Genomic DNA, 26,722 nt, shown 5'->3' with positions numbered 1-26,722 from the left:
GTCGCGGAATGTCAAGAGCGAGCACCGGCGTGGACGTGATCCGTTGCGCGTCGTCCGACATGTGGTCAGCGCGTCGAGTCGATGGAGCGCAGTGGATCATGGGATCTCCGCTGAGCGCGACCGCCCCGACAGCGAAGCGCCCAACCGCAGGAGGCGATTGGGCGCTGCTGAAGCCCGGCGAGAGGCTTTGTGGCCAGGGGCGGGGTCGAACCGCCGACCTTCCGATTTTCAGTCGGACGCTCGTACCAACTGAGCTACCTGGCCGGGTACTGGGGTCATGATACCCGTCCGGCGAGCTGAGCAGCCGAACCGGTTGCCATGGGCCCCGGAACACGCAACGCCGCGCGTAGAAAACGCACGGCGATCGGCGTTGCGCGGTCCTGACGGGACTTGAACCCGCGACCTCCGCCTTGACAGGGCGGCGAGCACTCCGACTGCTCCACAGGACCTCGGTGTTGCTCCGGCCGGTCGGTCGGCCGGTGGTGCCCCCAACGGGATTCGAACCCGTGCTACCGCCTTGAAAGGGCGGCGTCCTGGGCCGCTAGACGATGAGGGCGGCCCCGTCATCATCGCACATCACGACTCCGACGGTAGTGCTCCCATCCGGCCCCGCCGGAAGCTTGCGAAAGCATACGTGACGAGTATGCCCCGGACCAAACCAGATCGGCGAACCGGACGGATCAAGGGGAAAGGCTAGCACCGAGCAGCGTGATGCCGTACCGCTGCCTCAGCTCGTGGACCACGGCCGGGAGCGCGGCGACGGTGGCCGACCGGTCGCCACCACCGTCGTGCAGCAGGATGATCGACCCGAGCCGAACCTCGGCGGTGACCTGCGACACCAGCTTCTCCTTGGTGGGCTTGCGCCAGTCCTGCGGGTCGACGTCCCAGTCCAGCGGGACCATCCCCAGCTCCTCGACCACGGTGACCACCTTCGGCGTCCACAGGCCGCCGGGGTGCCGGAAGAGCTCGATCGGCACGCCGGGCACCACCTTGTGGATCTCCTTGTTGGTCCGCAGCAGGTTGGCCCGGATCTCGTCCGGCGACTGCGAGCCGAGGTCGAGCTCGTGGCTCCAGGTGTGGTTGCACAGGGTGTGCCCCTCCCGGACCATTCTGGCGACCAGCGCCGGGTACCGCCGCACCTGGGCGCCGACGACGCAGAACGTGGCCCGCGCCCCGGCCGCCCGCAGCTCGTCGAGGACCAGCGGTGTCCACTTCGGGTGCGGCCCGTCGTCGAAGGTCAGCGCCACCTGACGACCACCGGTACGGCGTTGCAACAGGCTCTCGTCGACGGCGGGCCGGGCGGACGCCCCAGGCGTACCGCCGGTCGCGGTGGCCGAGGGTCGCTGGTCGGCGGGGTCGTCCGTCGGCGCCGGCACCGGGTCGCGGGGGCCGGGTGAGGGCACCGGCTCGGGGGTGGGAGCCGGGCGGTCCGGCGCGGGACCGAGAGCGGCGGTGGCCGGCACCTGCGCCGGCGCCTGCCGGGCACCACGCAGCGCGGCGATGCTTTCGCTGCCGACCAGCAGCGCGAACACCGCCAGGCCTGCCGCTACCATGGCACGTTTCGACACGGTGCGTTTCGACATGTCGACTCCGGGCGAGGGGGTGGACGGAGATCGAGCGAAGCACACGTTAGTCGATCAATCCGCACAACTCGACCCCGCACATCGGACACCAGGACTGCCGACCGCCGGCGGTGACGGGCCGTACCAGGAACAGCTACAGGACGTACCGGCAACAGCTACGGGACGTGCTGCTGACCGACGGCCCGGTCGGCGGACTGGCAGAGCGTGACCGCGTCGGTCAGGTCGGCGCAGTGCCGTACCCCGTCCGGCAGCTCGGTGACCGGCCAGCCCGGCCCGACCGCGACGACCAGCACCGGACGGTGCCGTCCGGATCGGGCCGCGCGCAGCTGCCCGAGATCCGCGGTCGCCGGGGTGTGCGACCAGAGCACCACGACGGCCGGACCCGTCCGGTCGACCGCGGCGACCAGCGCGGTCGCCGGCACCCGGGCACCGAGCAACCGGGCGACCACGCCGACCTCGACGAGTGCGGCGGCCAGCGCCTCCAACGGCAGGGTGTGCTGCTCCTCGTCGGTGCAGGCGAGCAGCGCTCCGGGGCCGCCGCCGTCGCGGACCCGGCCGGCGGCGGTCGCAGCGGGGACCGGGCGGTCCGACGGATCATCCGGCAGGGCCGCCGGGGCCGGCCCGGTCACCGAGGCGAACGCGGCGGAGACGCACCGGGACAGCAGATGCTCCACCTCGATGAAGCCGGCGGTGGCCGCGTACCGGTCACCGACGCCGGCCAGCACGGGGCGGACCACCCGGTCCCAGGTGGCGATCACCCCGTCGGTACGCAGCCCACGCTCGATGATCTCCCGCATGGCCAGGTCGTCCAGGCGTACGGCGGCCCGGGCCAGGCCACGGGCGGCCGGGCCGGCGGTGCCGACCGCGATGGTGTGCCCGCCGCCGGCCCGGCCCGGCGCAGGGCCGGGTGGCCGGGCCGTGCGGCCCACGGCAGGGCCGGGTGGAGCCGCGTTGCCGCGTGCCCACCGCGCCGCCTCGGCCGGGGACACGCCTTCGGCGGTGAGCCGGCGCATCACCTCCAGCCGGGCCAGATCCTCCCGGCTGTACCGGCGATGGTGCCCCTTGACGTGCCGGGTCGGGCCGAGCCCGTACCGCTGGTGCCAGGTGCGCAGCGTGGTCACCGCCACGCCGAGCCGGCGTGCCACGCTACCCGCGCTCAGCGCGTCATCGCTCACCTGGCCGCTCCGCAGCCGCGCCGTGGTCCCGCCGGCCCGGCGCGAACAACTGGTCGACCACGCCGGCCAGCCACGGGGCGTAGGCGTGCGGGTCGTCGGTCAGGCCGGCCCGCAGTTCGTCCGGCGGCATCCAGCGCAGCTGCGCGATCTCCGCCGGATCGGGCCGCAGCGGGGTGGCCGGGTCAAGCTCCCCCAGCAGTACGTGGTCGTACTCGTACTCGGTGCGGCCGGTGACCGGGTCGGTGGCCTGGTAGGTGTGCACGCCGAGCTCGGTCAACCGCACCGGCGCGACGCCCACCTCCTCGCCGAGCCGGCGGTTGGCCGCCTCGGTCACCGATTCGCCGGGCAGCGGATGGCCGCAGCAGGTGTTCGCCCAGCGCAGCGGGAACCGGGTCTTCACCGCGGCCCGCTGTTGCAGCAGCAGTTGGCCGGCCGGGTCGACCAGGATCACCGAGAAGGCCCGGTGCAGCTGGCCCGGCGGCTGGTGGGCGGCGGCGACGGTGGCCGATCCGACCGGTCGCCCGGCCGGGTCGACCAACTCGACCAGGTGGCTTTCTCGCGACGTGCCGGTCATCGGGCACCCCCCGCACCGGTGATCCGACTGGCGGCCAACTTGCCGGAGATCAGCACCATCGGCACGCCGACCCCCGGCTGGGTGCCGGAGCCGACGAAGACCACGTTCTCCAGGGTGGGATGCAGGTTGCCGGGTCGGAACGGGCCGGTCTGGAACAGGGTGTGCGCGGCGGCGAACGGTGTCCCGGCGGCCATTCCGGCGTCGGCCCAGTCGGCCGGGGTGATCATTTCGCGGACCTCGATTCCGTCGGCCAGGCCCCGGTAGCCGCGCTCGGACAGGGTGGCGATCAGCTCGTCGGCGTACCGCTGCGGCAGGTCGCCGCGCCAGTCCAGCCGGCCGCTGTCCAGGTTGGGCACCGGAGCGAGGACGTAGTAGGTGTGCCCGCCGGGCGGGGCCACCGACGGGTCGGTCCGGCTGGGGTTGGTGACCAGCAGCGACGGGTCGCTCATCAGTTCGCCCCGGCGGATGACCTCGTCGAAGGTGCCCTTCCACAGCCGGCCGAAGTGGATGTTGTGGTGGGCGATCTGCTGGTAGCCCTGCCGGGCGCCGAGGTGCAGCACCACGCAGGACGGCGAGTAGCGCAGCCGGCGGCGACGGGCCGGCGGCAGCAGCTCGGCGTAGGCGACGGGCAGATCGGGGTTGAGCACCACGACGTCGGCGGGAATCCGGTCACCGGCGGCGGTGAGCACCGCGCGCGCCCGACCACCGGCGGTCTCCACCCGGGTCACCGTGGTGTCGTAGCGGATCTGTACGCCGTGCTTCTCGGCGGCGCCAGCCAGCGCCCGGGGCACCGCGTGCATGCCGCCCCGGGGGAACGACACCCCGGCCACCGAGTCCAGGTAGGCGATGACGGTGTAGATGGCCAGCGCGTCGTGGGGCGCCAGCCCGGCGTACATCGCCTGGAACGAGAAGATCCGCTGGGTACGGGGGTCGGTGAAGAACTGTTCGATCTTGGTCTGCATGCGCCGGAACGCCCCGGCGGCCAGCAGCCGCAGCAGGTTGCCGGTGAGCAGGTCCGGCGGGCTGTCCAGGTTACGGTCGATGAAGTCGGTCCGTTCCAGCTGCCACAGCCGCCGCGCGTAGTCGACGAAGCGCAGGTAGCCGTCGGCTTCGCGGGGGCCGCAGACCCGGGCCACCTCGGCCGCCATCCGGGCGGTGTCGGTGACGACATCCAGAGTGGACCCGTCCGGATAGTACGCCCGGTAGGCCGGTTCGAGCGGGATCAGCTCCAACCAGTCGGAGAGCTCCTCGCCGACCGCGCCGAGCGCCTCGGCGATCAGTTCGGGCATGGTCAGCACGGTCGGCCCGGTGTCGAACTCGTAGCCGTCGAGCGCCAGCCGCCCGGCCCGCCCACCCGGCACCGACTCGCGTTCCAGCAGGGTCACCTGCCGGCCGGCACCGGCCAGATGCAGGGCACAGGCCAGCCCGCCGAGCCCGGCACCGACCACGACGACGCGTTCGGTCGCCCCGGTCACGGTACGCATGCCGCGACCACCTCCTTCCGAAAGATGCTCACATCATGCCTGCCGAGTGGTGGCGGTCACCGCCAGGCCGGTGAGCGCGCGACGGGCGGCCGGGTCGATCGGGGCCTCGGCCAGTGCGTCGACCGCGTCCCGTACCCGGTGCTCGATCAGCTGTTCCACCTGGTCGGCGGCGCCGGTCTCGACGACGATCTCCACCAACCGGTCCACCCGCCGGTCAACCTCCCAGTCGGACTCCCGGTCGGACTCCCGGTCGGACTGCCAACCAGCGCCGGACGGCGGGCGGGTGAGTTCGGCGCGTTGAGCGTCGGTGGCCAGCTCGCGGGCGATCAGCAGCAGCACGGTGGGCTTGCCGGTCCGCAGGTCGTCGCCGGCAGGTTTGCCGGTGGTGGCCGGGTCACCGAAGACGCCGAGCAGGTCGTCGCGCAGTTGGAACGCCTCGCCGACGTTGGTGCCGTAACGCCGGTAGGCCTCGTGGATCACCGGATCGGTGCCGGGTCCGGCGAGGGCCGCACCGAGGTGCAGCGGCCGCAGCACGGTGTAGCTGGCGGTCTTGTGCCGGGCCACCCGCAGCGCCCGGTCGACCGACCAGGTGTCGGCCTCGGTCTCGCCGAGGACGTCCAGGTACTGCCCGGCGATCGTCTCGACCCGCATCTGGTCGTAGCGGCGCCGCACGTCCAGCAGGGTGCGGGGTGGCACGCCGGCCTGTCCGAGCAGCCGGTCGGCCCAGACCAGGCAGAGGTCGCCGACCAGCACGGCGGCACCGTCGCCGAACCGGTCGGGGTCACCGTCACGGCCGGCCGCCCGGTGCTGCCCGGCCAGCCGGCGGTGGGCGGTGGGGCGGCCGCGACGGGTCGCGGAGCCGTCCATCACGTCGTCGTGCACCAGCGCGAACGCGTGCAGCAGTTCCAGCGCGGCCAGCGCCGGCAGCACCGGAGCCAGCGGCGCTTCCGGGCCGACCACCCCGCGCCAGCCCCAGTGGGCGAAGACCGGCCGCAGCCGTTTGCCGCCGGCGAGCACGGTGTCCCGGGCGATCTGGGCGAACGGGCGCAGCGCCGGATCGATCCGGTCGAGCGCGTCGATCTCGGCGGAGAGGAAATCGATCAGGGTGTCGTCGACGGCCGCGGTCAGCAGGTCACGTCGGTGGGCCGGGTGCGGCCCAGGGGTGGCCGAGCTGGCCGGCTCGTCGACCGACGCGCTGCGGTCGGTGCCGGCAACTGTGTGATTGGCCACGCGAACGAGCGTACCCTAGGGTCAGAAGTTGCGTCGATTCTTGCGTCGATAGCCGAGGGGGCCCGGTGAACGTCGATCTGTCCGCTGCCTACGCGAACTGCCGTGACCTGCACCGACGGCACGGGCGGACCTACTATCTCGCGACCCGGCTGCTGCCGCAGTGGAAACGCCGGCATGTTCATGCTTTATACGGATTCACCCGGTACGCGGATGAGATCGTCGACCGCACCGACCAGCTGCCGCCCGCCGACCGGGCCGCCGCCCTCGACCAGTGGGGACAACGGTTCCTCGCCGGGCTGCACGGCGCCCCGGTCGACGACCCGCTGCTGCCCGCCGTGCTGCACACCATCGCGGTGTTCGACCTGGACAAGGCGGACTTCACCGCGTTCCTGCGCAGCATGGCGATGGACCTGACGGTCACCTCGTACCCGCGCTACCCCGACCTGCTCGACTACATGGAGGGCTCGGCGGCGGTGATCGGCACCATGATGCTGCCGATCCTGGGCAGCACCGACCGGGCCGCCGCCCGGGAGCCGGCCCGACAGCTCGGCTTCGCCTTCCAGCTCACCAACTTCATCCGGGACGTCGCCGAGGACCTGGACCGGGGCCGCACCTACCTGCCGGACGAGGACCTGGCCCGGTTCGGGGTGACCCGCGCAGACCTGGTCGACGCCGCCCGACACCGCCAGGCGACCCCGCCGATCATCGAGCTGATCCGGTACGAGGTCGGCCGGGCCCGGGGCCACTACGCGGCGGCCGCCCCTGGCGTCACCCTGCTCGAACCCGCGTCGCAGGCCTGCATCCGCACCGCGTACGCGCTGTACGGCGGCATCCTCGACGAGATCGCCGCGCAGGGCTACGACGTGTTCCGGCGCCGGGCCACCGTGCCGAACCGCCGCCGGGCCGCCGCCGCGCTGCGGTCCCTGCTCACCCCGGCCGGCACCCCGGTCACCCTGCCCGGTCCGGTCGACGTCACCGCCCCGCCGACGGCGACGCAGCCGCCGGCCACCCCCACGCCAGCGCCGACCACCCCCACGCCAGCGCCGACCGCGCCGTAGCGCCCGTCGTGCGTACCGCTGTCGTCCTGTTCACCCGCGACCTGCGGGTGCACGACCAGCCGGCGCTGGCCACCGCCTGCGCCACCGCCGAACAGGTGGTGCCGCTGTTCGTCCTCGACCCACGGTTGGCCGGCCGGTCGGCCAACCGCGACCGGTTCCTGCACCATAGCCTCGCCGATCTGCGGGCGACCCTGCGCGGGCTCGGCGGCGACCTGCTGGTCCGGCGGGGCGACCCGGTCACCGAGACGATCCGGCTCGCCCGTGAGGTCGACGCCGACGGCGTCACCGTCTCCGCCGACGTCAGCCACTACGCCCGGCACCGGCAGCGGCGGCTCCGTGACGAATGCGACCGGCACCGCCTCGCGTACCGCGCCTTCCCTGGGCTGACCGTCGTCGACCCCGGCGCGCTGACCCCGACCAACGGCGACCACTACAAGGTCTTCACGCCGTACTTCCGGGCCTGGGCCGGCGCCGGCTGGCGTACCGGATGCGCCGCCCCGGAGCGGATCCGGCTGCCCGACGGCCCCGCCGTCGGACGGCTGCCGGCCCTGCCGGACGGCGAGTCGCCACAGGCCGCCGCCGGGGGCGAGACCGCCGGGCGGCGCCGGCTACGCGACTGGCTGGGCCACGTCGACCGGTACGGCGACAGCCGCCTCGACCGGTACGGCGACCACCACGACGACCTGGCCGGCGACGCCACCTCGCGGCTCAGCCCCTACCTGCGGTTCGGCTGCCTGTCGCCGCTGGAGGTCGCCACCGCCGCCGGGGACCGCGCCGGCCCGTTCGTCCGGCAACTGTGCTGGCGGGACTTCCACTACCAGGTCGCGAACGCCTTCCCCGACCTGGCGACCACCGCGTACCGGCGCGGGGCCGCCGAGCAGTGGCGGTACGACGCCGACGCCCTCGACGCCTGGCAGACCGGGCACACCGGGGTGCCGATCGTCGACGCCGGCATGCGGCAGCTGCGGGCGCAGGGCTGGATGCACAACCGCGCCCGGCTGATCACCGCCGGGTACCTCACCAAGGAGATCGGCCTGGACTGGCGGGACGGCCTCGGCTGGTTCGGCCGCTGGCTGCTCGACGGCGACCTGCCGAACAACTCCGGCAACTGGCAGTGGGTCGCCGGCACCGGCAACGACACCCGCCCGCACCGGGGTTTCAACCCGCTGCGTCAGGCGCACCGATTCGACCCGGCCGGGGAGTACGTCCGGCGGTGGGTGCCGGAGCTGGCCGGTGTCGCCGGGGCGGCGGTGCACGAGCCGTGGCGGTTGCCGCTCGCCGTCCGCGCCGGCCTGGACTACCCGCCGCCACTGTCGGAGCGCTGAGCCTGGGTTGGAGCGGTGACCCGCTGCCGGAGCGCCGAGCCTGGGTCGGAGCGCCGACCCCGGCCGCCCGGTCGGCGGGCCGCCGGCGCTGGTGACATGCTGGCCGGATGAGTGAGCCGCAACAGGTGGACGTCGTCGTCGTCGGGTTGGGCGTGGCCGGCGAGGAGGTCGCCGGCCGGCTCAGCCAGGCCGGGTTGGACGTGGTCGGTGTGGAGCGCCGGTTGGTCGGCGGCGAATGCCCGTACTGGGGCTGCGTACCGAGCAAGATGATGATCCGGGCGGCGAACGCGCTCGCCGAGGGCCGCCGGATCGACGGCCTGGCCGGCACCGCCGACATCCGTCCGGACTGGACGCCGGTGGCCCGGCGGATCCGCGACGAGGCCACCGCCGACTGGTCCGACACGGCCGCCGTCGACCGGCTCACCGGCAAAGGGGTACGCGTGCTGCACGGCACCGCCCGGCTCACCGGACCCGGGCGGGTGAGCGTCGACGGGCAGGAGTTCGCCGCCCGCCGGGGCGTGGTGCTCGCCACCGGCACCGTCCCGGTGGTACCGCCGATCGACGGCCTCGCCGGCACGCCGTACTGGACCAACAAGGAGGCGATCGAGGTCACCGACCTGCCCGAGTCGCTGGTCGTGCTCGGCGGCGGCGCGATCGGGTTGGAGCTGGCCCAGGTCTTCGCCCGGTTCGGCGTACGGGTGACCATCGTCGAGCCCAGCGAGCGGCTGCTGTCCCGGGAGGAGCCGGAGTCGTCGGCGCTGGCCGCCCGCGCCCTCGGCGACGACGGGGTACGGCTCCGGCTCGGCAGCCGCGCCGAGTGGATCGAGCACCGCGACGACACGTTCGCCGTACACCTGTCGCAGGGTGGCCCGGAGAGCGGGCAGCGGCTGCTGGTCGCCACCGGCCGGCGCAGCGACCTCGGCGGCCTCGGCATCGACACCGTCGGGCTGGATCCGGCCGCCCGGCACCTGCCGGTCGACGAGCGAATGCGGGTCACCGACGAACGGGTGCCGGTCACCGACGGGCTGTGGGCGGTCGGTGACGTCGCCGGCCACGGCGCCTTCACCCACCTGGCCATGTACCAGGCGGACGTGACGGTACGCGACATCCTCGACCAGGGCGGCCCGGCCGCCGAGTACCGGGCGGTGCCCCGGGTCACCTTCACCGACCCGGAGATCGGCGCGGTCGGCCTGACCGAACAGCAGGCCCGCGAGCAGGGCTTCGACGTGCGTACGGCGGTGACCGACGTCGCGCAGTCGTCGCGTGGCTGGATCCACGGGCCGGGTAACGACGGCTTCATCAAGCTGGTCGCCGACGCCGACCGGGGGGTGCTGGTCGGGGCGACGTCGGCGGGACCGACCGGCGGCGAGGTGCTCGGCGCACTCGCCGTGGCGGTGCACGGCGAGGTGCCGTTGACCAGCCTGCGGCACATGATCTACGCGTATCCGACGGTGCACCGCGCCATCCAGTCCGCCGTACAGCAGCTCCCCTGACCTCATGATCACTTGATGGAAATTCGGGCGACACGCCGGCGGCGTCCCAGTTTTTCATCAAGTGATCTTGGGCCGGCCACGGAATGATGTTCATCCATGAGACGCTTCCCGGACGGCTTCCTTTTCGGCGTCGCCACCTCCGGCCACCAGACCGAGGGCGACAACACCAGCAGCGACACCTGGCACCTGGAGAACGTCGCGCCGACGGTCTTCGCCGAGCGGTCCGGCCGGGCCTGCAACAGCTGGGAGCTGTGGCGCGACGACCTCGACCTGGTGCAGGCGATGGGGCTGGGCGCGTTCCGGTTCTCCGTGGAGTGGTCCCGCGTCGAGCCGGAGGAGGGCGGCTTCTCCACCGAGGCGTTGGACCACTACGCGGCGATCGTCGACAGCTGCGCGCAGCGGGGCCTGGCCGCGGTGGTCACGCTCAACCACATGACCTGCCCTAACTGGTTCGCCGCGCGCGGCGGCTGGCTGGACCCGGCCGCGCCCGAGCTGTTCGCCCGCTACTGCGACCAGGTGATGCGCCACCTCGGTGACCGGATCACCATGGCCGTCACCCTCAACGAGCCGAACCTGCCGCAGCTGCTGTCCTGGGCGGACGTGCCGGAGTCGGTGCAGAAGTTGGAGCGGGTAACGCTGGAGGCGGCCGGCGCCGCCGCCGGGGTCCCCCGCTACCGGGTCAGCAACATCATGCTGCCGGAGGAGTTCGACGCGATGCGCGACGGCATGACGGCCGGTCACCTCGCCGCCCGTACGGCGATCAAGGCCAGGTGGCCCGACCTGCCGGTGGGGCTGTCGATCGCCATCGTCGACGACCGGGTGGCCGGCGACGACGTCACGCTGCGCGACCGCAAGCGCGCCGAGGTGTACGACCACTGGCTGCGGCCGGCCAGCGACGACGACTTCATCGGCATCCAGAACTACGAGAGTGCCGTCTACGACGCCAACGGCCTGTTGCCGCCGCCGCCCGGGGCCGCCCTGCACCAGTTGGGCTCGGCGATCGACCCGACGTCACTCGGCGGTGCCGTGCGGTACGCGTACCAGGTCAGCGGGGTGCCGGTCTTCGTGACCGAGCACGGCGTCGGTGTCGACGACGACGCCCTGCGGGCGGACTTCATCGAACCGTCGCTGGCCGGCCTGCTCGACGCGATCGACGACGGCGTCCCGGTGCTCGGCTACTGCCACTGGACGCTGCTGGACAACTTCGAGTGGGCCGCCGGCTATCGCTTCCACTTCGGCCTGCACACCGTCGACCGGGAGACGTTCGCGCGGACCCCGAAACCGAGCACCGCCCGGTACGCCGCCATCGCGACCAGCCGCACCCTGCCCTGATCATCCGCACCCTGCGCTGATCGGTCCGGGCCCTGCGCTGATCGGTCCGGGCCCTGCGCTGGCCATCCGGCGGCACGCCGCCGGTCAGCTCGTGCCGTGCGGCGGCAGCCGGTAGCCGAGTTGCTGGCCGTAGGTCATCAGCGGACGCAGCGTCGGGACCAGGACGGTCGCTTCCGAGGACCAGTGGCGTCCCCGGTTGCCGTCGAGTCGACGGTGCCGGGCCGTCGTACGGCTGCGTTGGTGTTGTCCGTGCCGTTCGCGGCGCAGGTATTCGAGACGCTTGGACGCCGTGGACCGGCCGGAGCGCCAGTCGAGCCAGCGCAGCCACCAGTCACGCACCATCTCGGTGATCATCTTTTCTCTCCTTGATCAATTGTCACGTCGACTGCCGTTTGGCCAGTCGGTAGAGTCCGTCGCGTTGCACGAATATCTCCCGCCGCTCGGCGGCGTCTCCGCGTTCGTCTATGACGTAGCCGGTGAGCCAGATCCAACCGTCGTAGGTCGGTTTCCGGTCCACCGAGATGACACGAAATCGGATTCTCCGGTTGCCGGCGAACTGCATGCTCGCTTCCTGGCCGATCAACAGCACGTCCCCTGCATTCGGCTCCGGCGTCGGCAGCAGCCGGCTACCCACCGGGCCTTCCATCGCCACGTGGCCGCTGGACGCCGTCGGCACCGCGCTCCATCGGCCAGGTCGCCCGCCCGCAGCTGGGGCACCATCTGGATTTCACTTTGAACGACCACAGCCCGGCGCAGAAGCCGAGCAGCGCCGCCCCGACAAGCGCGCCCACCTCCACCGTCGACCCCCTCACTCATCGAGTCGCTTTCCCGTCCCAATCCACCCTGGACTCCCACCCGAACATAGGGCAATATGAAAGTCACAGAGGTAAAGATGAGCCCGAGTTATTGGAGGTTATAAACATGACTGAACTACCTGTGGAGCTTCGACGGCTCCGACTGTCTCAGCGCATGAACCAGACTCAGTTGGCCAAAGCGGTAGGCGTGTCGAAGTCGCTCATCGCCAGCTTCGAGACCGGCCGGCTGGTGCCCAAGGAGGACACCGCTAAGGATCTCGACAAGTTACTGAACTCCGGTGACCAGCTTCAGCAGCTGTCCAGGGAGGGCAGAGAGGACCGCCAGCCGTGGCTGCGCTCCTGGGTCGATCACGAGCGACGCGCGGTGTTGCTGCGGGCCTGGGAGCCGACCCTGGTCCCTGGGCTGCTGCAGACCGAGGCGTACATGCGGCAGGTCTTCGCTGCCGTGCCGTCCAACCGGGTCCGGTTCGAGGAGGTGATCGCGACCCGTCAGACGCGGCAGCGCGCGGTGCTGGACCGCGATCCTCCGGTGGAGATGGTGGTCCTGGTCGAGGAGACGGCGTTGCGTCGTGGTCCACGCGAGGTGATGAAGGATCAGCTTGCCCACCTGGTCGACCTCGGGCACCGGCCGAACATCCGGATCCGGGCGGTCCCCGAGTCGGCCGGGCTCCACGCTGGCCTCGGTGGCCCGCTGGCGCTGGCCACCATGAGCGACGGGAGGCGGGTCGGTTACCTGGACGATCTGCTGCGTGGACGCGTCGCCACCACCGCTGGTGACGTACTCGAACTGGAACTAGTCTGGGAAGCAGTCAACGAGTTGGCGCTGTCCGCCGACCAGACCCGAGACCTGATGTTAAGGATGATCCAGTGATCAATGAACCAGCGTGGCGGAAGTCGTCTCGGTCGAACGGTTCATCCGGCAACTGCGTCGAGGTGGCCGACAACCTGCCCGGCCGGGTGCTGGTCCGGGACACCAAGGACCGCGACGGCGGCACCCTGGCCTTCGGCCCGTCCGCCTGGCGCTCCTTCGTCGAGCTGACCAAGCACCACTGACCAGCCGCGCCTGACCCTTCCGTCCAGACACCGTCGAAGCGCCGGCCCTGCCGCGAGCGGGCCGGCGCTTCTTCACGCTCACGCTGCGGCAGCTCGCCACCAATCCGACGACCGGTGTACGGCTGGTCCCGGTTCAGCTTCCGGCCATGGTGATGACCAGTTTGCCGCCCTTCGGGCGCTGGTCGCGCTCCAGCTCGGTCAGGGCGGGAATCGCCTCGGCCAACGGGACCGTACGGGCGATGGGCAGGCGATGGGTCCGGGCCACCTCCTCCAAATGGGCGGTCACCAGCCGGCCTGTCATGACTCGAAACGGGCCGGGCAGCACGCTTCTGATCATCTTGGCCGGGGTCGGGACGATGTCGATGATGGTTCCGCCGGGCTTCAGCAACGATCGGGCCACGGCGAAGGGAAGCATGCCGGGCGTGTCGAAGACGAGATCGAACCGTTCCGCGAGGGCTGCCGGGTCGAAGCCGAAACCCACGACCGGGTCGACGCCCAGCTCGCGGGCCTCGTCGGTCGCGGTGTCGCGGCAGCTGCCGGCGGCTGAGGCTCCCCGCGCCCGGATGAACTGGACGGCGGACCGACCCACCCCGCCCAGGCAGCCGTTGACGAAGACCGCCTGCCCGGGACGGACCTCCGCGACGGCCTGGTAGGCGGTCAGGCCCACGGTCGGCAGCACGGCGGCCTGCTCGTACGAAAGGTCCACCGGTTTGAGCACGACCGCCTTCTCCGGGACCGTCACCATCTCGGCGAACGCTCCCGCCTGCCGGAACCGGGCCCCGCCGAGTACCGCGTCGCCGACCTTCAGGCGGGTGACGCCGGCGCCGACCGCCTCGACGACCCCGGCGAAGTCATGCCCCATCGCCCGGGGAAACGAGCGACCGGTCAACAGCTTCATCTCGCCGTTGCGCATCTTCCAGTCCAGCGCGTTGGAAGCCGCCGCCCGGACGCGGACGAGAACCTCATCCGGACCCGGGCGCGCTGGCTCGAACTCCGCGAGCCGCATCACCTCCGGGCCGCCGTAGCGGTCGTACTGAAGGCGCTTCACGAGGCGTATTCGTCCGAGATCTCGGTGGCGTAGTTCTTCCACAGCGGTTTCATGGTCTCGGCGTTGACCGGCTGCCCGGAATCGATCATGGCCTTGAAGTCGCGGAAGTACTGCACGTACAGATCCGGCGTGAACGTGTTCAGCATGACCGCGTTCTCGTCGCCGACGTTGGCGAACGTGTGCGGCGCTCCGGTCGGCACGATGACCCAGGTGCCCGGTCCGGCGTCGTACTGGTCCTCGCCGACGGTGAACCGGAACGTTCCCGCCAGCACATAGAAGCCCTCGTCGTGCTGGGCGTGGCGGTGCTGCAACGGGCTCGGGGTGCCCGGCGCAATGGTGACCTCGGCGAACCCCAGCCGGTGGTCGGTGTGCTCGCCGTTCTCCAGGATGCGGATCTGCTGTGCCCCGCTGCCGAGGATCTCGCCCTCGCCGGGACGGACGATGTTTACCTTCGCCACGACTTCTCCTACCTATCGCCTGCCTTGGTGACCACCATCCTGTTCCGGGCCGGCCGTGCCCGTCCTGGTCGTGCGTGCACGGTTGTTGGTTACCAGTGCGCGGGCGTTGTAACCGTACGTCGTCTTGAAAAGCTTGCTGAAATGGGTGGGATCGGAGAATCCCCACCGGGCGGCCACCGCGGTGACCGTACGTCCGCTCCCGGTCAGCTCGGCCCGGCAGCGCTCCAGGCGGCGACGACGGATCAGGGCCGCGACAGTGAGCGGCTGGTCCTCGAACAGCTTGTGCAGCCGGCGTACGGAGATGTGGTGGGCGGCGGCGATGCCGGGCGGGGACAGATCGGGATCGGCCAGCCGGGCCTCGATGTAGCCGGCGATCCGGTCCCGCAGCCGCTCGTCCGAGGCCGGTTGTTCGTCGCCCAGCCGGGCCTCCAACGCGACCCCGATCAGCTCGATGACGGCCGCCGCCGACCGCAGCGCCTCCGCCTCGCGGAACTCGGTCGCCGACCGTACGGATTCGCGAGCCAACACGGAGACGAGAGCACCCGGACCGCGACTGCCGTCGATGCGTACGCCGATGAGCCGGTCGATCTGCGCGGGCCGAATCCGAAGCTCCCGGCGCGGAACCAGGATGGTGACGTGCGTCGCGGCGGTGCTCTCGAACCGCAGCGTACGCGTGGGATCGAGCAGCACCAGGTCCGCCGGCCCGAGCTCGGCGTGGCCGCGCCCCTGCTCGATCCGCGTCTGGCCTCGGGTCATCACCTTGACCGCCAGGTGCTCGCCGTCGGAGGCGTCGCGCTCCCGCCCGATGCAGGCGCTCACGGGCGTGTCGAGGCAGACCAGCCGCAGCGGCCCGAGGTCACGGGTGGCGACCCGGCCCCGGAAGTCGGCCCCGGCCAGCTTGTTGACCAGCGGCGGAAACCCGCTGGCGGCCAGCTCGTCCTGGAACGTCTCAAGGTTGCCGATCACCGTTCAACGATACGGCGACTCTTCCCCAGCGACGGGCGCGCGGCGGCGAGCGCACCGCGTCAGTTGAACGTGATGCGAACGGCATCGTGGGGTATCCACGGGCTCGCGTCCGAAGTCCAGCCCTGGTCGTACTGCTCCACGGCCTCGATGAACTCAGCCGGTGGTCGGTAGGAATGGGCAGTGACGTAGTGCCAGATCAGCGACGGTGCAGCGAACATCGCGCTCTGCGCTGATGGCACCCTAAAGCAATCCCCAGCCCAGCTCGACGGTGTCGACGTCGCTATAGCTACAGGCAGTCTGGTCCGACCTGCGGGGCCTTCCTTCCGAACAACTTCGCCCTGGCCGCGCTATGCAGACATCGTCGCGGCCCGAATGCTCGGCCACAGCGAGGCGCCAGCTGGTAGCACATGTGCTACGGTCGGGGTATGCGTGAGGTCGGGCTACGGGAGATGCGGCAGAACGCCAGCGACCTGGTACGCCGGGCGCAGGGCGGCGAACGGGTGACGATCACCGTCGCCGGGCGGCCGGCAGCCGTACTCGGCCCGGTCAGCCCGCGCACCTGGCGCGAGTGGGACGACCTCGCGGGCGCGTTCGACCAGCCCACCGACCCAGGGTGGGCGGACGACCGGGACCTGCTCGACGACGCCGTCACCGATCCCTGGGTCGAGCGGTGAGCCGTGGCATCCTCGACACCAGCGTCCTCATCGCCACAGATGTGACCCCGATCCCCGGCGAACTGGCCATCAGCGTCGCCAGCCTCGCCGACCTCCAGTTCGGTGTCCTGGTCGCGAAGACCGCCGAGGCCAGGGCGCTGCGGTTGGCGCGGTTGAGCGCCATTCAACGCCGGTTCGATCCGCTTCCCGTCGACGATGCGATCGCCGACAGCTACGCACGGCTGGCCGCACGTGTCGTCGAGACCGGCCGCCAGCCGCGAGCCAGGGTGATGGACCTGCTCATCGCGGCAACCGCACACGCCCATGACGCCGCCGTCTACACCCGCAACGCCGACGACCTCGCAGGGCTCGAAGACCTCATCACGATCCACACGATCTGACTCGCACGGTCCGCGTAGGCGGCACGGGCAAGCCATCTGCACCGTGAGTTGAGTACGTCACCGTCGTTCGGCGATGAGGATCTCCGTGTCACCGGGCCAGTCCCAGAAGAGACCGCTCGTCGGCGACGCACGCTCCAGCAGGACGCGGAGCTCCCCGATGAACTCGCCCAACCTCGACCCGAACAGGTGAGGCGCGGCGAATGACATCGACAGAAAGCCTGCGACGACGCCGTCGACATCACGCACGACGTCGGACCGTCCCGGTGCGTAGCTGACGCGCGGCCTCCCGAATCGGGTACGGGCAAGCGTCTGCTCAAAGCGCTCCGCCTGGTAGGACTCCACTGGTCGGGCACCCGAGCGCCGCTGCGGCCCAAGGTAGGCACTAATGAGCCGATCGACTTCGTCATGCGGGATCGGTGGCGTGTCCGGCAGTTGCTGCGGGGCCGGCCTGGTCGGGTCGTGAACGATGAGCACCATCGCGCCGCCCGGTTCCAGCGCATCGTAGACGGCTTCGGCGACACGGAGGCGGTCGGTGCGATGAAACGACTGCCCGAACGTCACCGTTCGCATCCGCTGCAGCTGCAGGTCTGGAAGATCTTCAGCAGCAGCCTGGACAAAATCGACCGCCGCCAACCCCTCTGCCGCCACGTAGGCGCGGGCCTCGGCAAGCATGTCCGCATCCGGATCCAGCAGCGTCACGTGCTCGAACAGCGCGGCGAGTTGCAGTCCCACCGTGCCGGGCCCGCTCCCGACATCGAGCAACCGGCCGGTGCCGTCGAGCCCCAGCTCGTCTGCCAGCGCATCACCCAGCTGAGCCGAGTAGGGCGGCCGCCCATGCCGGTAGTACCGAGCCGCGCCCTTGAACTGGGTCGGGTCATACACCCGAACAGTCTCGCAGCCCATCGCACCGTCCGGACGCGCCGCGACAGGGGCTACCGGATCTGCCGTCTACCGAGGGTTCAGGGACAGTGCGCCGGCACGGATTTCCGGTGCCGACCAATTAGTGGTGCCAGGGCAGTTGCACCGGCTGCTGCAGGGTGCCCACCGTGCCGATCTGAACCAGGAGGGTCGCCAACCCGGCGGGGTAGATGACGTCCGTGCTGCCGACCAGTTCGTCCAGCGTCCACCAGCGGTGTCCGGCGTGGTGCTGGGTTCGACGGCTTCCATGCCGGTCGTGTCGACAGAATGGGCGGCAACTCGGCGGCCTTGACCACCGGACCGAGATGGGGAATCTGCACGCCACCACCGTAGTCGTCGCCGTGAGGCAGGCTCTGACGAGGCATCCGCATCTGCCGCCGACTGGACGTTCGGTCTCGCTGAGGCGTTCGCACCCCCTGCCCACGCGGTGTCACTGTGGAGGTCATGGAGTTCGAGCCGGAGGTCCTGCTCAACAAGATCGAGGCCGCTACGGAGCAGCTACTGGCAACTGCGGCGTCCTTCAACGATGCGGATGTCCGGGAGCCGTCGCTGCTGCCGGGATGGTCCCGAGGGCACGTCCTCACCCACGTCGCGCGTAACGCCGACGGCGGAACCCGAATGTTGACCCGGGCCCGAACTGGAGTTCAGACGTCGGAGTACCCAAGCATGGCGACGCGGGCTGCCCAGATCGAAGCAGGTCACCACCGCAGCGCCAAGACACTCCTGGCCGACGTTCATGACAGCGCAGCGCGGTACGCCGTCGCCTACCGGTCGATGCCGGCCCGGGCATGGAGCCGGCCCCTGCGCTGGACCTCGGGCAAAGTACGGCCGGCATACCGGGCCGCAGATTCCCGGCTCACCGAAGTCCTCGTCCACCACGTCGACCTGCGGACGTCATTCCGGCCCGAGAGTTGGCCCGACGGCTTCGTCAGCACCACCATGACCACCGTCATCTCCGCCTTCACCACACGCAAGGACGTACCCGCTCTACGCCTGGTCGCCACCGACGCGGGAACCGAACACCAGCTCGGCGCTCAGGACGACGCGCTCGTTGTTCGAGGTCAGCAGGCGTCCCTCCTTGCATGGCTACTCGGCAGGTCCGACGGAACCGAGTTCGGCGAATCGCTCCCGGCCCTGCCCTTCCTCTACTGACCACCCAGGACAGCGAGTACGTCTACCGCCGGCCGCCTGTGCGCGCTAGCCAACCAGGGATCGTCGTGCCCGTGATTGGCCCCTCATGCCGGCAGACGTCCGCACAGGCCGACGAGCGGATGCTCCGTCGGATGATCTCCGTCTCCCACTTGATCACTATCAGTCGAAGTCGATTCGCATCAGCCTGCTGGCGGCCCAGTCCTGCAGTCGGGTCGGCCTGATGGTGCCGGGGTCGTGGGGCTGGTTGAGGTCGTCGACGATGGCCGCGAGCACCGCGGCCCGTTCCGTGGAATCGGTGACGGTGGTCGCGTGTGCCGGCAGGTCCGCTCTGATGCCGTTCTTGAGGTGGAAGGTGAAAGCGGGGTTCGTTCGCAGATTCGCGTACCAGCTGGTCGCGCCTCCGCCCGCTCCGCTGCACAGGTAGGTTGCGCCGTTGGCGCGGTAGAAGAAGATCTCAATGCGGCGGGGTCGTCCGGTACGCCGCCCGATGGTGGTGATGTCCACGATTCGTTCGCGGGTTCCGGCCGCGGGCGTGATCTCGATGGCGCGCCGGATCTCGGGTGGCAGGTGCGCCAGCGGGCCAGGCGCGCGTCGTTCACGATGTTGGTCTGCGGGGTTCATGCGGCTTCCTTCTGCAGGGCGGGGCCGAGGAGCAGCCCTCCGTCGATGACGTACTCGGCGCCGGTGATGAAGGCCGCGTGCGGCGAGATGAGGAACAACAGCAGCGCGGTGATGTCGGCGGGCTGCCCGAGTCGCGGGACAGCGAACGGCTCGGGCGAGTAGAAGTCGGCGATCGGGGCCTGGCTACCGGCGGCCGGCTCGGTGATGAACGGGGTGGCGACGACGCCGGGGTGGATGGCGTTGACGCGGATGTTGTCGCGGCCCAGCTCAAGGGCAGCGGTCTGAGTGAGGCCTCGGACCGCCCACTTGCTGGCGACGTAGGGCGCGTAGAAGGCGGTACCGCCGACGCCCATGGTTGAGGCGATGTTGACGATGGCTCCTCCCCCCGCGCGTCGCAGTGCCGGTGCGGCCGTCTTGATGCCGAGGAAGGTGCCGGTGAGGTTGATGTCGAGGATGCGGGCCCAGGTGGCCTGGTCGGTGGACTCGATGAGGGCGGGCGGGTTCTGCACCCCGGCGTTGTTGACCAGGACGGTGAGCGCGCCGAAGACCTTCTCGGTCTCCGCGATGGCGGCGGCCCACGACTCGTCCTGGGAGACGTCGAGGTGGACGAAACGTGCCCGGCCTCCCAGTTCGGCGGCGAGGCCGGCACCTCGCTCGGCGTTGATGTCGCCGATGACGACGTTGGCGCCTTCGGCGTGCAGGGCGCGGACGTGGCTGGCTCCCTGCCCGCCGGTGCCGCCGGTCACGAGCACGGTCTGATTGGCGAAGCGGGACATCTGATCCTCCGTGTGAGTAAGACGACGACCCGCAGGGGTCGGTGGTGAGTCGGACGACTCACCACATCGAGGTTACGCTCCGCCAAGTGGTGAGTCAACCCACTCACCTCGCTAGGATGGGCGCATGACCCCAGCGCCGTCGGCCTACCACCAGCGCGTGGCGCAGGAGAAGCGTGCGCTCATCGTGCGGGCCGCTACCGAGCTTTTCCTCGAGTTGGGCTACGACCGGGCATCACTGGCGCGTGTCGCCGAGAGCGCCGGCGTGTCGAAAGCGACATTGTTCAAGCAGTTTCCGACCAAGGCGGCGTTGTTCGATGCCATCGTGATCGACTCGTGGGCCGAGAACGACGTCGCGGACGTGCCACCCGCCGGTGACCTGACGGCCGGCCTGACAGTGCTCGGCCGGCGCTACGCGACGCTGTTGAGCCAACCGGAGATGACGAACCTGTTCCGCATCGTCATCGCCGAACTGCCACGCTTTCCCGAACTGGCCAAGGCACAATTCTCACGCGGCAAACTGCCATACTTCGAGTCCGTCCGGATCTACCTCATGACCGAACGAGACGCGGGGACCGCGAACATCACCGATTTGGAGATGGCAGCCACGCAGTTCCTCGGGATGATCTCCAACTACCTGCTCTGGCCGAGTCTGGTGCTCCCCGACTGGACGGTGACCCCCGCCCGCACGACCGCGGTCGTTGACGAAGCCGTCCGCACCATGGTTGCACGGTACGGCACCGATGTTGACTGTCCAGGCCGGTGAGTTCGTTACCGCATCTGCCGCAGGCAGCGCGTCATGGAGCGTATCCAGGCTCCGCCGGGGAGCCGCCCGGACATGCACATGCCACAAACCAGCGTCGCTCTGGGTGACGGTGGCCGCTGATTGTCAACTTTCCGAGCGTGTTGGAGAGCACACCGCTGAGATCGACCTCGAACACCTCATCGGCGGGGTCTACTCGGCGTTGTCCACCGATCATCTGCCTGCTCCGGAACAGCGCCCGAAGTTTGCCGAACAGATACGGCAGGCTCTCCACCCCGTCGATCGATTCTCCGAACACGTCCGCGTCATGATGCTAATCGGCCAGAAAGACCGGCTGGCAGACGCAGCAGTTCGTCCCACACCAGCGCATTCATGCCTGGATTACCCCGGATGATTGGGCCGAGAGCAGGCCGGACCGAACCCGGACCGTCCCGTTCGAGCCGCACTCTTCTGCCGCGTTGCAGGCCGGCGGCGGATGAGGTCGTCGCCCTCGGGTTCCAGGCGGTCTCATCGGAGTCTGGAACATCCCGACATGACCAGGTGCCGGCATCAGGGGCGTGCACCGTTCAGGTAGACGGCTCGGGCACGTCATGGCCCGTGAGCCAGAGTCGCCACGGCTCACCCAGATCGCGGGTTTCTACGTCGAAGATCGGGTGCCAACGCCCGTCAGGCGAATACCAGCCGAGGGTGTAGAACCCGCCCTCACTGGACTCGACCGAGATCTCGGCGACGCCAGTGACCCGACCAGCGGTACGGTCCGCCCGGTTGAGGTCGTGCACCTGCAGCATGGCGTCGCGCGGGCGCCCCTGGATAGCTCTCTGTGTGCCACACACCGTCAGCGTCGACGTGGCCGACCTCTACTCCATCGTTCCACCGGTAGACGTACATCTTTCCTCCGCACCATCAATTCGGGCGAGGTTTACGGTAGTCGGCGCCCTCATCTTCCACCGATCGGACGTCACACCGAGTCGCAGGCGGCAGTCGAGGCGCGACCTTGCCGATGTAGTGCGCGGGGTGTCGAGTCGTCGCAGAACAACGACGGCAACATCCGCGAACGGTTTGCGGGCGTACCCTCGCCGCAGCCGCCTGGCATCATCCCTTCGATGACCACGACACGGCAGCGGGTGCTCGACGGTTTGGCCGAGCGGATCCTTGCGTTGCGGCTGGAGCACCCGACGCGCGTGGGGATCGACGGCCCCTCCGCAGCTGGCAAGACGACCCTGGCCGACGACCTGGCCACCACCTTGAGAGGAAAGACGGCACGACCCGTGCTCCGGGTCACGATCGACCACTTCAAACGGCATGTCGACCTGCGTACGCACTATCCGCCCGGCTCACCGGAGAGCTACTACTTCGAGATGTACGACGTCGACGCCATCCGCGACGAGCTGCTGGCGCCGCTCGGTCCGGGCGGCAACCGCCGCTACCGCGCCCAGATCATGGACTTCAGCGGTCGTACGCCCATCGACTCCGGCATCCACGTGGCTTCGGACGACGCGATCCTCGTGGCGGACGGCGGGTTCCTACAGAAGCCGGCCCTGTCACGACACTGGGATCTACGCGTCTACCTTCATATCGAGGCGACAGACGTCCTGCACCGCGGCACGATCCGCGACCAGGCGTGGATGGACTCGGCTGAGGCGGCGGCTGAGCGGTACCGTACGTACTACATCCCGGGCGAAGAGCTTTACCTGGCCGAGATCCGCCCGGCCGAACAAGCCGACATCGTCATCGACAACCGCAACTTCAAAGCACCCCGCATCATGCGTGACCTCCCCGACCAAAGTCGTTAGCCACTACCGTGGGGACATGGCGCGGGTACTGGTGACCGGCATGTCGGGTGCAGGGAAGACCACCGTCCTCGACGAGCTGCACCGGCGAGGTCTCCTCACCGTCGATACGGATTACGACGGCTGGGAGCTTCCCGACGGGACGTGGGATGAGCCCCGGATGGGTCGGTTGCTCGCCCGACATCGCGATCTGGTGGTGTCCGGGACGGTGGAGAACCAAGTCCGCTTCTACGACCGCTTTCACCATGTCGTCCTGCTCAGCGCACCGTTGGAGGTTCTTCTCCAGCGAGTGACCCGCCGGACGAACCCCTATGGAAGGACCCCCGAGCAGCAGGCGGAGATCGCCGAATACGTCCGGACCGTTGAGCCCCTTCTCAGACGCGGAGCCACCATCGAGCTTGACGGACGTCGGACGATCTCCGAGCTGGCCGACGCTGTAGAGAATCTGGCCAGGCGACGCTGATCTGCCGCGCCGAGGGCGCGGGTAGGCATTCGGGCCGGCCAGTTGCTCTCGACGTTGCGGGCGCGGCCCGGACACGACTCGCTACGCTGGCCTGATGACCGTGGCCGATGAGATTGCCCGTAGCCGGTACGTCAGCCTGACCACCTACCGCAAGGACGGCACCCCGGTGGCCACACCGGTCTGGCACGTACCGCACGGCACCGAACTCTGGATCGTGACCGAAGCGGGCTCGGGCAAGGTCAAGCGGATCCGGAACAACCCGCGCGTTCGGGTACAGCCGTGTTCCTTCCGCGGGGCGGTGGCACCGGACGCGCCGAGCGTGACGGGAACGGCCCGGTTGCTGGACGACGACGGGACGGCGCTGGCCCGCAAGCTGCTGGCTCGCCGGTACGTCATGGCACGGGCAGGGAACTGGCTCGCTCGCCTGCTCCGGCTACGCCGCCCCCCGATGGTCGGCATCATCGCGTCGTTCTGATCGACCCGACTCTCCGACCGGTGACGGAGCCTAGCCAGCTGCGGAACTGTCGCCGCCCGTGCAGGCCTGCCAACCGGGGACCGTCATTCTCCATGGTTGGACCTCCCATGCCGGCCGATTGGCCCGGCATATGCAAGACCGTCGAGGTTTGACCGGGCGTCAGGCGGGAACGTCGGGACGATGCGGGCACTGTTGATGAAGATCGAGCAGGCGACCGGGCTGGACCGGATCGGCGACCGGCTGCAACAGGGCGTCCAGCGGCGGATCCGCGACGAACGGGTCCGCGACCTGCTGCACGGGGTGTGGCTGGGGCATCCGCTGCACCCGGTGCTGATCCAGGTGCCGATGGGTGCCTGGCTGAGCGCCGCCGTACTCGACATGCTGCCCGGCCAGCGACGGGCCGCCACCACCCTGGTCGGCGTCGGCACCGCCGCCGCGATCCCGGCGGCCGTCACCGGAGCGAACGACTGGGCGAGCCTGTCCCGCGAGCAGCGCCGGATCGGTCTGGTGCACGCGATCGCCAACACCGTCGGCATCGCCTGCTACACCGGTTCGCTGGTCGCCCGGCTACGCGGCCGCCACCAGACCGGCCGTACGCTCGGATTCCTCGGCCTCGCCGCGGTCGGTGCCGGCGGCTTCCTCGGCGGTCATCTCGCCTACAAGCAGGCGGCCGGGGTCAACCACGCGGTGCCCGAGCTGCACCGGATCTCCGCCGGCTGGCACCCGATCGCCGAGTTCGCCAACCTGCCCGAATCGGGCATGATCAGCCGGCAGGTGGACGACGTACCGGTGCTGGTCTATCGGCACGGCGAGGACGTCACGGTGCTGCTGGCCCACTGCGCCCACCAGAACGGACCCCTCGACCAGGGTGAGGTGATCAGCGCCGACGGCCACGCCTGCGTGGTCTGCCCGTGGCACGGCAGCGCGTTCCGGCTCACCGACGGCACCGTCGCCCACGGCCCGGCCGCCACCGATCAGCAGGTGCTGCGCAGCCGGTTGGTGGCCGGTGTCGTGCAGGCCCAACTGCCCTGATCCGAGGGTGCCGCGGCAGCCGGCAACCGTACGGTGAATTTCGCACCGGCACCGGGGTGACCGGTGGCGTCGATGGTGCCGCGATGTGCCGTCACCACCTCGCGCAGCAGCGCCAGACCCAGGCCGATGTGCAGCCGGTCCGCCGCGGCCCCCCGATGGAACCGGTCGAAGATCCGGTCTTCGGGGTCGAAGCCGTCGCCGGTGTCCGCGACGGTCAGTTCGATCGTGTCGCCGACAGCGGCGCGGCAGACGACGACGTCGATCCGGCCGCCCGGTCGGGAGTGCCGCAGCGCGTTGGTCAGCAGCTCGGACACCACCCTGCGCAGCGCCGAGGAGACCCCGGCCACCGGCAGCGGCCCGTCCGACCGGTCCAGGGCGATGACCACGCCGTACTCCTGTGCCCGGTCACTCTCGGCGAGGACCGCGTTCTCGACGACGGCGGCCAGGTCGACCGGCGCGTCCGACACCCGGTCGGCCGGGGCGGCGCCGAGCCGGGCGGACAGCAGCAGGTCGTCGACCACCTCACCGAGTTGCCGGGTGGTGCCGACCAGCCGGTCCAGGTCGGCGGCGTAGTCGGAGGGAATGGTGCCGTTGCCGTTGCGGGCCCGGCGGGCGAGCACCTGCGCCCGGGTGTGCACCTGGGCGATGGGCGTACGCAGCTCGTGGCTGGCGTCGGCGATGAACCGCCGCTGACGCACGAGCGCCTCGGCGAGTGGCGCGACCGTGAGCCAGCCGACGACCATCCCGCTGGCCAGCGCGGCCAGCAGCCCGATCCCCTCGGTGATGGACAGGGCCAGAAGCAGCTGGCGACGGTCAGCGAGATGGTAACGGGCGTCGAAGACGGCCTGGATGGTGTCGTCGCCCCGGGGCTGGGTGAGTACGAAGTAGACGGTACCGTTGCGCTCGATCTTGGTCACCTGCTCGGTTCCGGTCGCGGCGACCGTCTCCATCACCTGACGCAGGGGGAATCCGTCCGGCGCGGGGACTCCTGCTGTCTGCAGCGCGGGGACCGCCGCGTCCTGCGGTGCCGGGGCTCCTGCTGTCTGCTGCGCGAGGGCCGCCGCGTTCTGCGGCTCGCCGCCGCTGCGCAGGAACAACCAGGTGCAGCCCGGCGGGCCGGACGGGTCGCCGCGGCTGGCCGTGTAGCGCAGCTCCCGGTCGATCTGCTTCTCCTGCCCGTGCACGAGCATGCCGTAGGCGATCCCGCCGACCAGGGTGACCAGCGCGGTGACCGCGAGGCCGACCAGCGCGCCGACGCGCAGCCTGGCCCGCGCGATGACCTTGCGTTCGGCGGCGGCCCAGGAGGTGCCGAACGGCTCAGCCGACGATCGCGTCATCAGAGCTCACCGAGCCGGTAGCCGAGCCCGTGAACGGTCCGGATCACCGAACGACCGAGCTTGCGGCGCAGGTAGTAGACGTACGTGTCGACGATAGAGGTGGCGTGGGCGTCCTCGAAGACCTGCCGCCGCAGCCCGGACCGGGAGTGCACCCTCGTCGGTGCCGTGGCGATCACCCGGAGCAGGTCGAACTCCCGCAGCGACAACGCCACCCGGGACCCGTCGGGCAGCACCACGTCCCGCAGCCCCAGGTCGAGCCAGCCGTCGCCGACCCGTACCGTCTCGGCGGTGTCGAGGCTGCGCCGGCACAGTGCTCGCAGCCGGGCCGCCAGCTCGTCCAGTTCGAACGGTTTCACCAGGTAGTCGTCGGCGCCCGCGTCGAGGCCGGCGACCCGGTCGTCGACCGCGCCGAGCGCGGTCAGGATCAACGCACGGGCCTGCACCGCACGCGATCGGAGCCGGGCGAGCAGGTGCAGCCCGTCGATCGCGGGTAGCATGCGGTCGATCACCATGACGTCGTACGGTCGGGTCAGCCCCAGATGCAGTCCGCGCTGTCCGTCATGGGCGGCGTCGACCCGGTAGCCTTCGTCGGCGAGCGTCTCGCTCAGCAGGCTCGCGAGGTCCGCGTCGTCCTCGATCAGGAGCAGGCGGTGTGCCGGTGGCGCCGCCACACTTGCCGTCATCACCCGTTGAGAATCGCACACCCGGACCCGGTTATCCCATAGACATTTATCTATTACTAGTAATCTC

32 protein-coding genes and 3 tRNA genes are annotated in these 26,722 nt (G+C 70.4%); 15 read left to right on the top strand and 20 right to left on the bottom strand.

From position 1 onward, the window contains the following. Window positions 1–190: 190 nt before the first annotated feature. The 8 genes from EDC02_RS37025 to EDC02_RS36990 all read right to left on the bottom strand — a co-directional run bounded on the left by EDC02_RS37025 (window position 191) and on the right by EDC02_RS36990 (window position 6,046). Window positions 191–264: transfer RNA gene (locus EDC02_RS37025), tRNA-Phe, on the bottom strand. A 111-nt stretch (window positions 265–375) separates the two neighbouring features. Beyond that, window positions 376–449, bottom strand: a tRNA-Asp gene (locus EDC02_RS37020). Window positions 450–480: 31 nt separating this feature from the next. Next, window positions 481–556: transfer RNA gene (locus tag EDC02_RS37015), tRNA-Glu, on the bottom strand. Between the two features lie 124 nt (window positions 557–680). After that, window positions 681–1,583 carry a polysaccharide deacetylase family protein gene (locus EDC02_RS37010; RefSeq protein WP_123606735.1) on the bottom strand — a complete coding sequence of 301 codons (903 nt, stop codon included), beginning with the start codon at window positions 1,581–1,583 and terminating at the stop codon, window positions 681–683. Between the two features lie 155 nt (window positions 1,584–1,738). Beyond that, complete coding sequence (locus tag EDC02_RS37005; protein ID WP_123606734.1) at window positions 1,739–2,758, bottom strand: MerR family transcriptional regulator; 1,020 nt, start codon at window positions 2,756–2,758, stop codon at window positions 1,739–1,741. Next, window positions 2,748–3,332 (bottom strand): isopentenyl-diphosphate Delta-isomerase, encoded by a 585-nt coding sequence (gene idi / locus EDC02_RS37000; RefSeq protein ID WP_123606733.1) that lies wholly within the window; start codon window positions 3,330–3,332, stop codon window positions 2,748–2,750. Before idi ends, EDC02_RS37005 begins: the two co-directional genes overlap by 11 nt. After that, the gene (gene crtI, locus EDC02_RS36995; RefSeq protein ID WP_123606732.1) at window positions 3,329–4,816 is read right to left on the bottom strand and encodes a phytoene desaturase family protein; all 1,488 of its coding nucleotides are present in this window, start codon (window positions 4,814–4,816) and stop codon (window positions 3,329–3,331) included. Before crtI ends, idi begins: the two co-directional genes overlap by 4 nt. A 33-nt stretch (window positions 4,817–4,849) precedes the next feature. Continuing rightward, complete coding sequence (locus EDC02_RS36990; RefSeq protein ID WP_123606731.1) at window positions 4,850–6,046, bottom strand: polyprenyl synthetase family protein; 1,197 nt, start codon at window positions 6,044–6,046, stop codon at window positions 4,850–4,852. A gap of 65 nt (window positions 6,047–6,111) precedes the next feature. Between EDC02_RS36990 and EDC02_RS36985 the strand changes: the two genes are divergently transcribed. The 4 genes from EDC02_RS36985 to EDC02_RS36970 all read left to right on the top strand — a co-directional run bounded on the left by EDC02_RS36985 (window position 6,112) and on the right by EDC02_RS36970 (window position 11,254). Then, window positions 6,112–7,104 (top strand): phytoene/squalene synthase family protein, encoded by a 993-nt coding sequence (locus tag EDC02_RS36985; RefSeq protein ID WP_123606730.1) that lies wholly within the window; start codon window positions 6,112–6,114, stop codon window positions 7,102–7,104. Between the two features lie 8 nt (window positions 7,105–7,112). Then, on the top strand, window positions 7,113–8,429 hold the full coding sequence (locus EDC02_RS36980; protein ID WP_123606729.1) for a deoxyribodipyrimidine photo-lyase: 1,317 nt from the start codon (window positions 7,113–7,115) through the stop codon (window positions 8,427–8,429). A 107-nt stretch (window positions 8,430–8,536) separates the two neighbouring features. Beyond that, complete coding sequence (locus tag EDC02_RS36975) at window positions 8,537–9,922, top strand: NAD(P)/FAD-dependent oxidoreductase (RefSeq protein WP_123606728.1); 1,386 nt, start codon at window positions 8,537–8,539, stop codon at window positions 9,920–9,922. A 96-nt stretch (window positions 9,923–10,018) separates the two neighbouring features. Beyond that, entirely contained in the window at window positions 10,019–11,254 is a 1,236-nt protein-coding gene (locus EDC02_RS36970) for a glycoside hydrolase family 1 protein (protein WP_123606727.1), read from the top strand. Window positions 11,255–11,338: 84 nt separating this feature from the next. On the opposite strand, the gene EDC02_RS36965 is transcribed toward EDC02_RS36970, so the two are convergent. Beyond that, window positions 11,339–11,608 (bottom strand): hypothetical protein, encoded by a 270-nt coding sequence (locus tag EDC02_RS36965; protein ID WP_123606726.1) that lies wholly within the window; start codon window positions 11,606–11,608, stop codon window positions 11,339–11,341. A gap of 22 nt (window positions 11,609–11,630) precedes the next feature. Then, entirely contained in the window at window positions 11,631–11,930 is a 300-nt protein-coding gene (locus EDC02_RS36960; protein ID WP_233606628.1) for a hypothetical protein, read from the bottom strand. Window positions 11,931–12,175: 245 nt separating this feature from the next. Between EDC02_RS36960 and EDC02_RS36955 the strand changes: the two genes are divergently transcribed. Then, complete coding sequence (locus EDC02_RS36955; protein WP_123606725.1) at window positions 12,176–12,940, top strand: helix-turn-helix transcriptional regulator; 765 nt, start codon at window positions 12,176–12,178, stop codon at window positions 12,938–12,940. Next, window positions 12,940–13,122 carry a DUF397 domain-containing protein gene (locus EDC02_RS36950; protein ID WP_123607446.1) on the top strand — a complete coding sequence of 61 codons (183 nt, stop codon included), beginning with the start codon at window positions 12,940–12,942 and terminating at the stop codon, window positions 13,120–13,122. Before EDC02_RS36955 ends, EDC02_RS36950 begins: the two co-directional genes overlap by 1 nt. 133 nt (window positions 13,123–13,255) lie before the next feature. Here EDC02_RS36950 and EDC02_RS36945 read toward each other — a convergent pair whose 3' ends face one another. From EDC02_RS36945 to EDC02_RS36930, 4 genes are read right to left on the bottom strand one after another with little or no spacing between them, the layout of a single operon-like run. After that, window positions 13,256–14,170 (bottom strand): NADP-dependent oxidoreductase, encoded by a 915-nt coding sequence (locus tag EDC02_RS36945; RefSeq protein ID WP_199758055.1) that lies wholly within the window; start codon window positions 14,168–14,170, stop codon window positions 13,256–13,258. After that, window positions 14,167–14,628 (bottom strand): cupin domain-containing protein, encoded by a 462-nt coding sequence (locus EDC02_RS36940; RefSeq protein WP_123606724.1) that lies wholly within the window; start codon window positions 14,626–14,628, stop codon window positions 14,167–14,169. The genes EDC02_RS36945 and EDC02_RS36940 overlap by 4 nt, the downstream gene beginning before the upstream one ends. Before the next feature lie 12 nt (window positions 14,629–14,640). After that, entirely contained in the window at window positions 14,641–15,594 is a 954-nt protein-coding gene (locus tag EDC02_RS36935; RefSeq protein ID WP_123606723.1) for a helix-turn-helix domain-containing protein, read from the bottom strand. 59 nt (window positions 15,595–15,653) lie between these two features. Then, window positions 15,654–15,812, bottom strand: coding sequence for a hypothetical protein (locus EDC02_RS36930; RefSeq protein ID WP_199758054.1), 159 nt, complete (start codon window positions 15,810–15,812; stop codon window positions 15,654–15,656). Window positions 15,813–16,019: 207 nt separating this feature from the next. Here EDC02_RS36930 and EDC02_RS36925 point away from each other — a divergent pair, with 207 nt between their 5' ends. Continuing rightward, a complete protein-coding gene (locus EDC02_RS36925; protein ID WP_123606721.1) occupies window positions 16,020–16,268 on the top strand; it encodes a type II toxin-antitoxin system Phd/YefM family antitoxin in 249 nt (82 codons plus the stop codon). Further along, window positions 16,265–16,648, top strand: a complete 384-nt coding sequence (locus EDC02_RS36920; RefSeq protein ID WP_123606720.1) for a PIN domain-containing protein — start codon at window positions 16,265–16,267, stop codon at window positions 16,646–16,648. The genes EDC02_RS36925 and EDC02_RS36920 overlap by 4 nt, the downstream gene beginning before the upstream one ends. 57 nt (window positions 16,649–16,705) lie before the next feature. Here EDC02_RS36920 and EDC02_RS36915 read toward each other — a convergent pair whose 3' ends face one another. Beyond that, entirely contained in the window at window positions 16,706–17,530 is an 825-nt protein-coding gene (locus tag EDC02_RS36915; protein ID WP_158632431.1) for a class I SAM-dependent methyltransferase, read from the bottom strand. A 480-nt stretch (window positions 17,531–18,010) separates the two neighbouring features. On the opposite strand from EDC02_RS36915, the gene EDC02_RS36905 reads away from it, so the two are divergent. Further along, a complete protein-coding gene (locus tag EDC02_RS36905) occupies window positions 18,011–18,718 on the top strand; it encodes a maleylpyruvate isomerase family mycothiol-dependent enzyme (RefSeq protein WP_148083782.1) in 708 nt (235 codons plus the stop codon). A gap of 159 nt (window positions 18,719–18,877) precedes the next feature. On the opposite strand, the gene EDC02_RS36900 is transcribed toward EDC02_RS36905, so the two are convergent. Next, window positions 18,878–19,339 carry a nitroreductase/quinone reductase family protein gene (locus tag EDC02_RS36900; protein ID WP_123606716.1) on the bottom strand — a complete coding sequence of 154 codons (462 nt, stop codon included), beginning with the start codon at window positions 19,337–19,339 and terminating at the stop codon, window positions 18,878–18,880. Further along, on the bottom strand, window positions 19,336–20,115 hold the full coding sequence (locus EDC02_RS36895) for an SDR family NAD(P)-dependent oxidoreductase (RefSeq protein WP_123606715.1): 780 nt from the start codon (window positions 20,113–20,115) through the stop codon (window positions 19,336–19,338). Before EDC02_RS36895 ends, EDC02_RS36900 begins: the two co-directional genes overlap by 4 nt. A 124-nt stretch (window positions 20,116–20,239) precedes the next feature. Between EDC02_RS36895 and EDC02_RS36890 the strand changes: the two genes are divergently transcribed. Continuing rightward, the gene (locus EDC02_RS36890) at window positions 20,240–20,878 is read left to right on the top strand and encodes a TetR/AcrR family transcriptional regulator (protein WP_123606714.1); all 639 of its coding nucleotides are present in this window, start codon (window positions 20,240–20,242) and stop codon (window positions 20,876–20,878) included. Between the two features lie 103 nt (window positions 20,879–20,981). Beyond that, window positions 20,982–21,269: a hypothetical protein gene (locus EDC02_RS39955; protein ID WP_148083781.1), complete on the top strand. Its 288-nt coding sequence runs from the start codon at window positions 20,982–20,984 to the stop codon at window positions 21,267–21,269. A 172-nt stretch (window positions 21,270–21,441) separates the two neighbouring features. On the opposite strand, the gene EDC02_RS36885 is transcribed toward EDC02_RS39955, so the two are convergent. Beyond that, complete coding sequence (locus tag EDC02_RS36885) at window positions 21,442–21,654, bottom strand: hypothetical protein (protein WP_148083780.1); 213 nt, start codon at window positions 21,652–21,654, stop codon at window positions 21,442–21,444. Window positions 21,655–21,978: 324 nt separating this feature from the next. Here EDC02_RS36885 and EDC02_RS36880 point away from each other — a divergent pair, with 324 nt between their 5' ends. From EDC02_RS36880 to EDC02_RS36865, 4 genes are all read left to right on the top strand, one after another. Then, window positions 21,979–22,668, top strand: a complete 690-nt coding sequence (locus EDC02_RS36880) for a uridine kinase (RefSeq protein WP_148083779.1) — start codon at window positions 21,979–21,981, stop codon at window positions 22,666–22,668. Window positions 22,669–22,684: 16 nt separating this feature from the next. After that, complete coding sequence (locus EDC02_RS36875) at window positions 22,685–23,128, top strand: AAA family ATPase (RefSeq protein ID WP_123607444.1); 444 nt, start codon at window positions 22,685–22,687, stop codon at window positions 23,126–23,128. A gap of 94 nt (window positions 23,129–23,222) precedes the next feature. Further along, window positions 23,223–23,603, top strand: a complete 381-nt coding sequence (locus EDC02_RS36870; protein WP_123606711.1) for a PPOX class F420-dependent oxidoreductase — start codon at window positions 23,223–23,225, stop codon at window positions 23,601–23,603. A gap of 180 nt (window positions 23,604–23,783) precedes the next feature. Then, a complete protein-coding gene (locus EDC02_RS36865; RefSeq protein WP_123606710.1) occupies window positions 23,784–24,635 on the top strand; it encodes a Rieske 2Fe-2S domain-containing protein in 852 nt (283 codons plus the stop codon). Here EDC02_RS36865 and EDC02_RS36860 read toward each other — a convergent pair. Continuing rightward, entirely contained in the window at window positions 24,578–25,972 is a 1,395-nt protein-coding gene (locus EDC02_RS36860; protein WP_123606709.1) for a cell wall metabolism sensor histidine kinase WalK, read from the bottom strand. The genes EDC02_RS36865 and EDC02_RS36860 overlap by 58 nt on opposite strands. Further along, complete coding sequence (locus EDC02_RS36855; RefSeq protein ID WP_123606708.1) at window positions 25,972–26,655, bottom strand: response regulator transcription factor; 684 nt, start codon at window positions 26,653–26,655, stop codon at window positions 25,972–25,974. Before EDC02_RS36855 ends, EDC02_RS36860 begins: the two co-directional genes overlap by 1 nt. Window positions 26,656–26,722: the final 67 nt, after the last annotated feature.

The sequence above is a fragment of the Micromonospora sp. Llam0 genome, assembly GCF_003751085.1.
Taxonomy (GTDB): Bacteria; Actinomycetota; Actinomycetes; order Mycobacteriales; family Micromonosporaceae; genus Micromonospora_E.
This window is presented reverse-complemented; position numbering and strand designations above follow the sequence as displayed.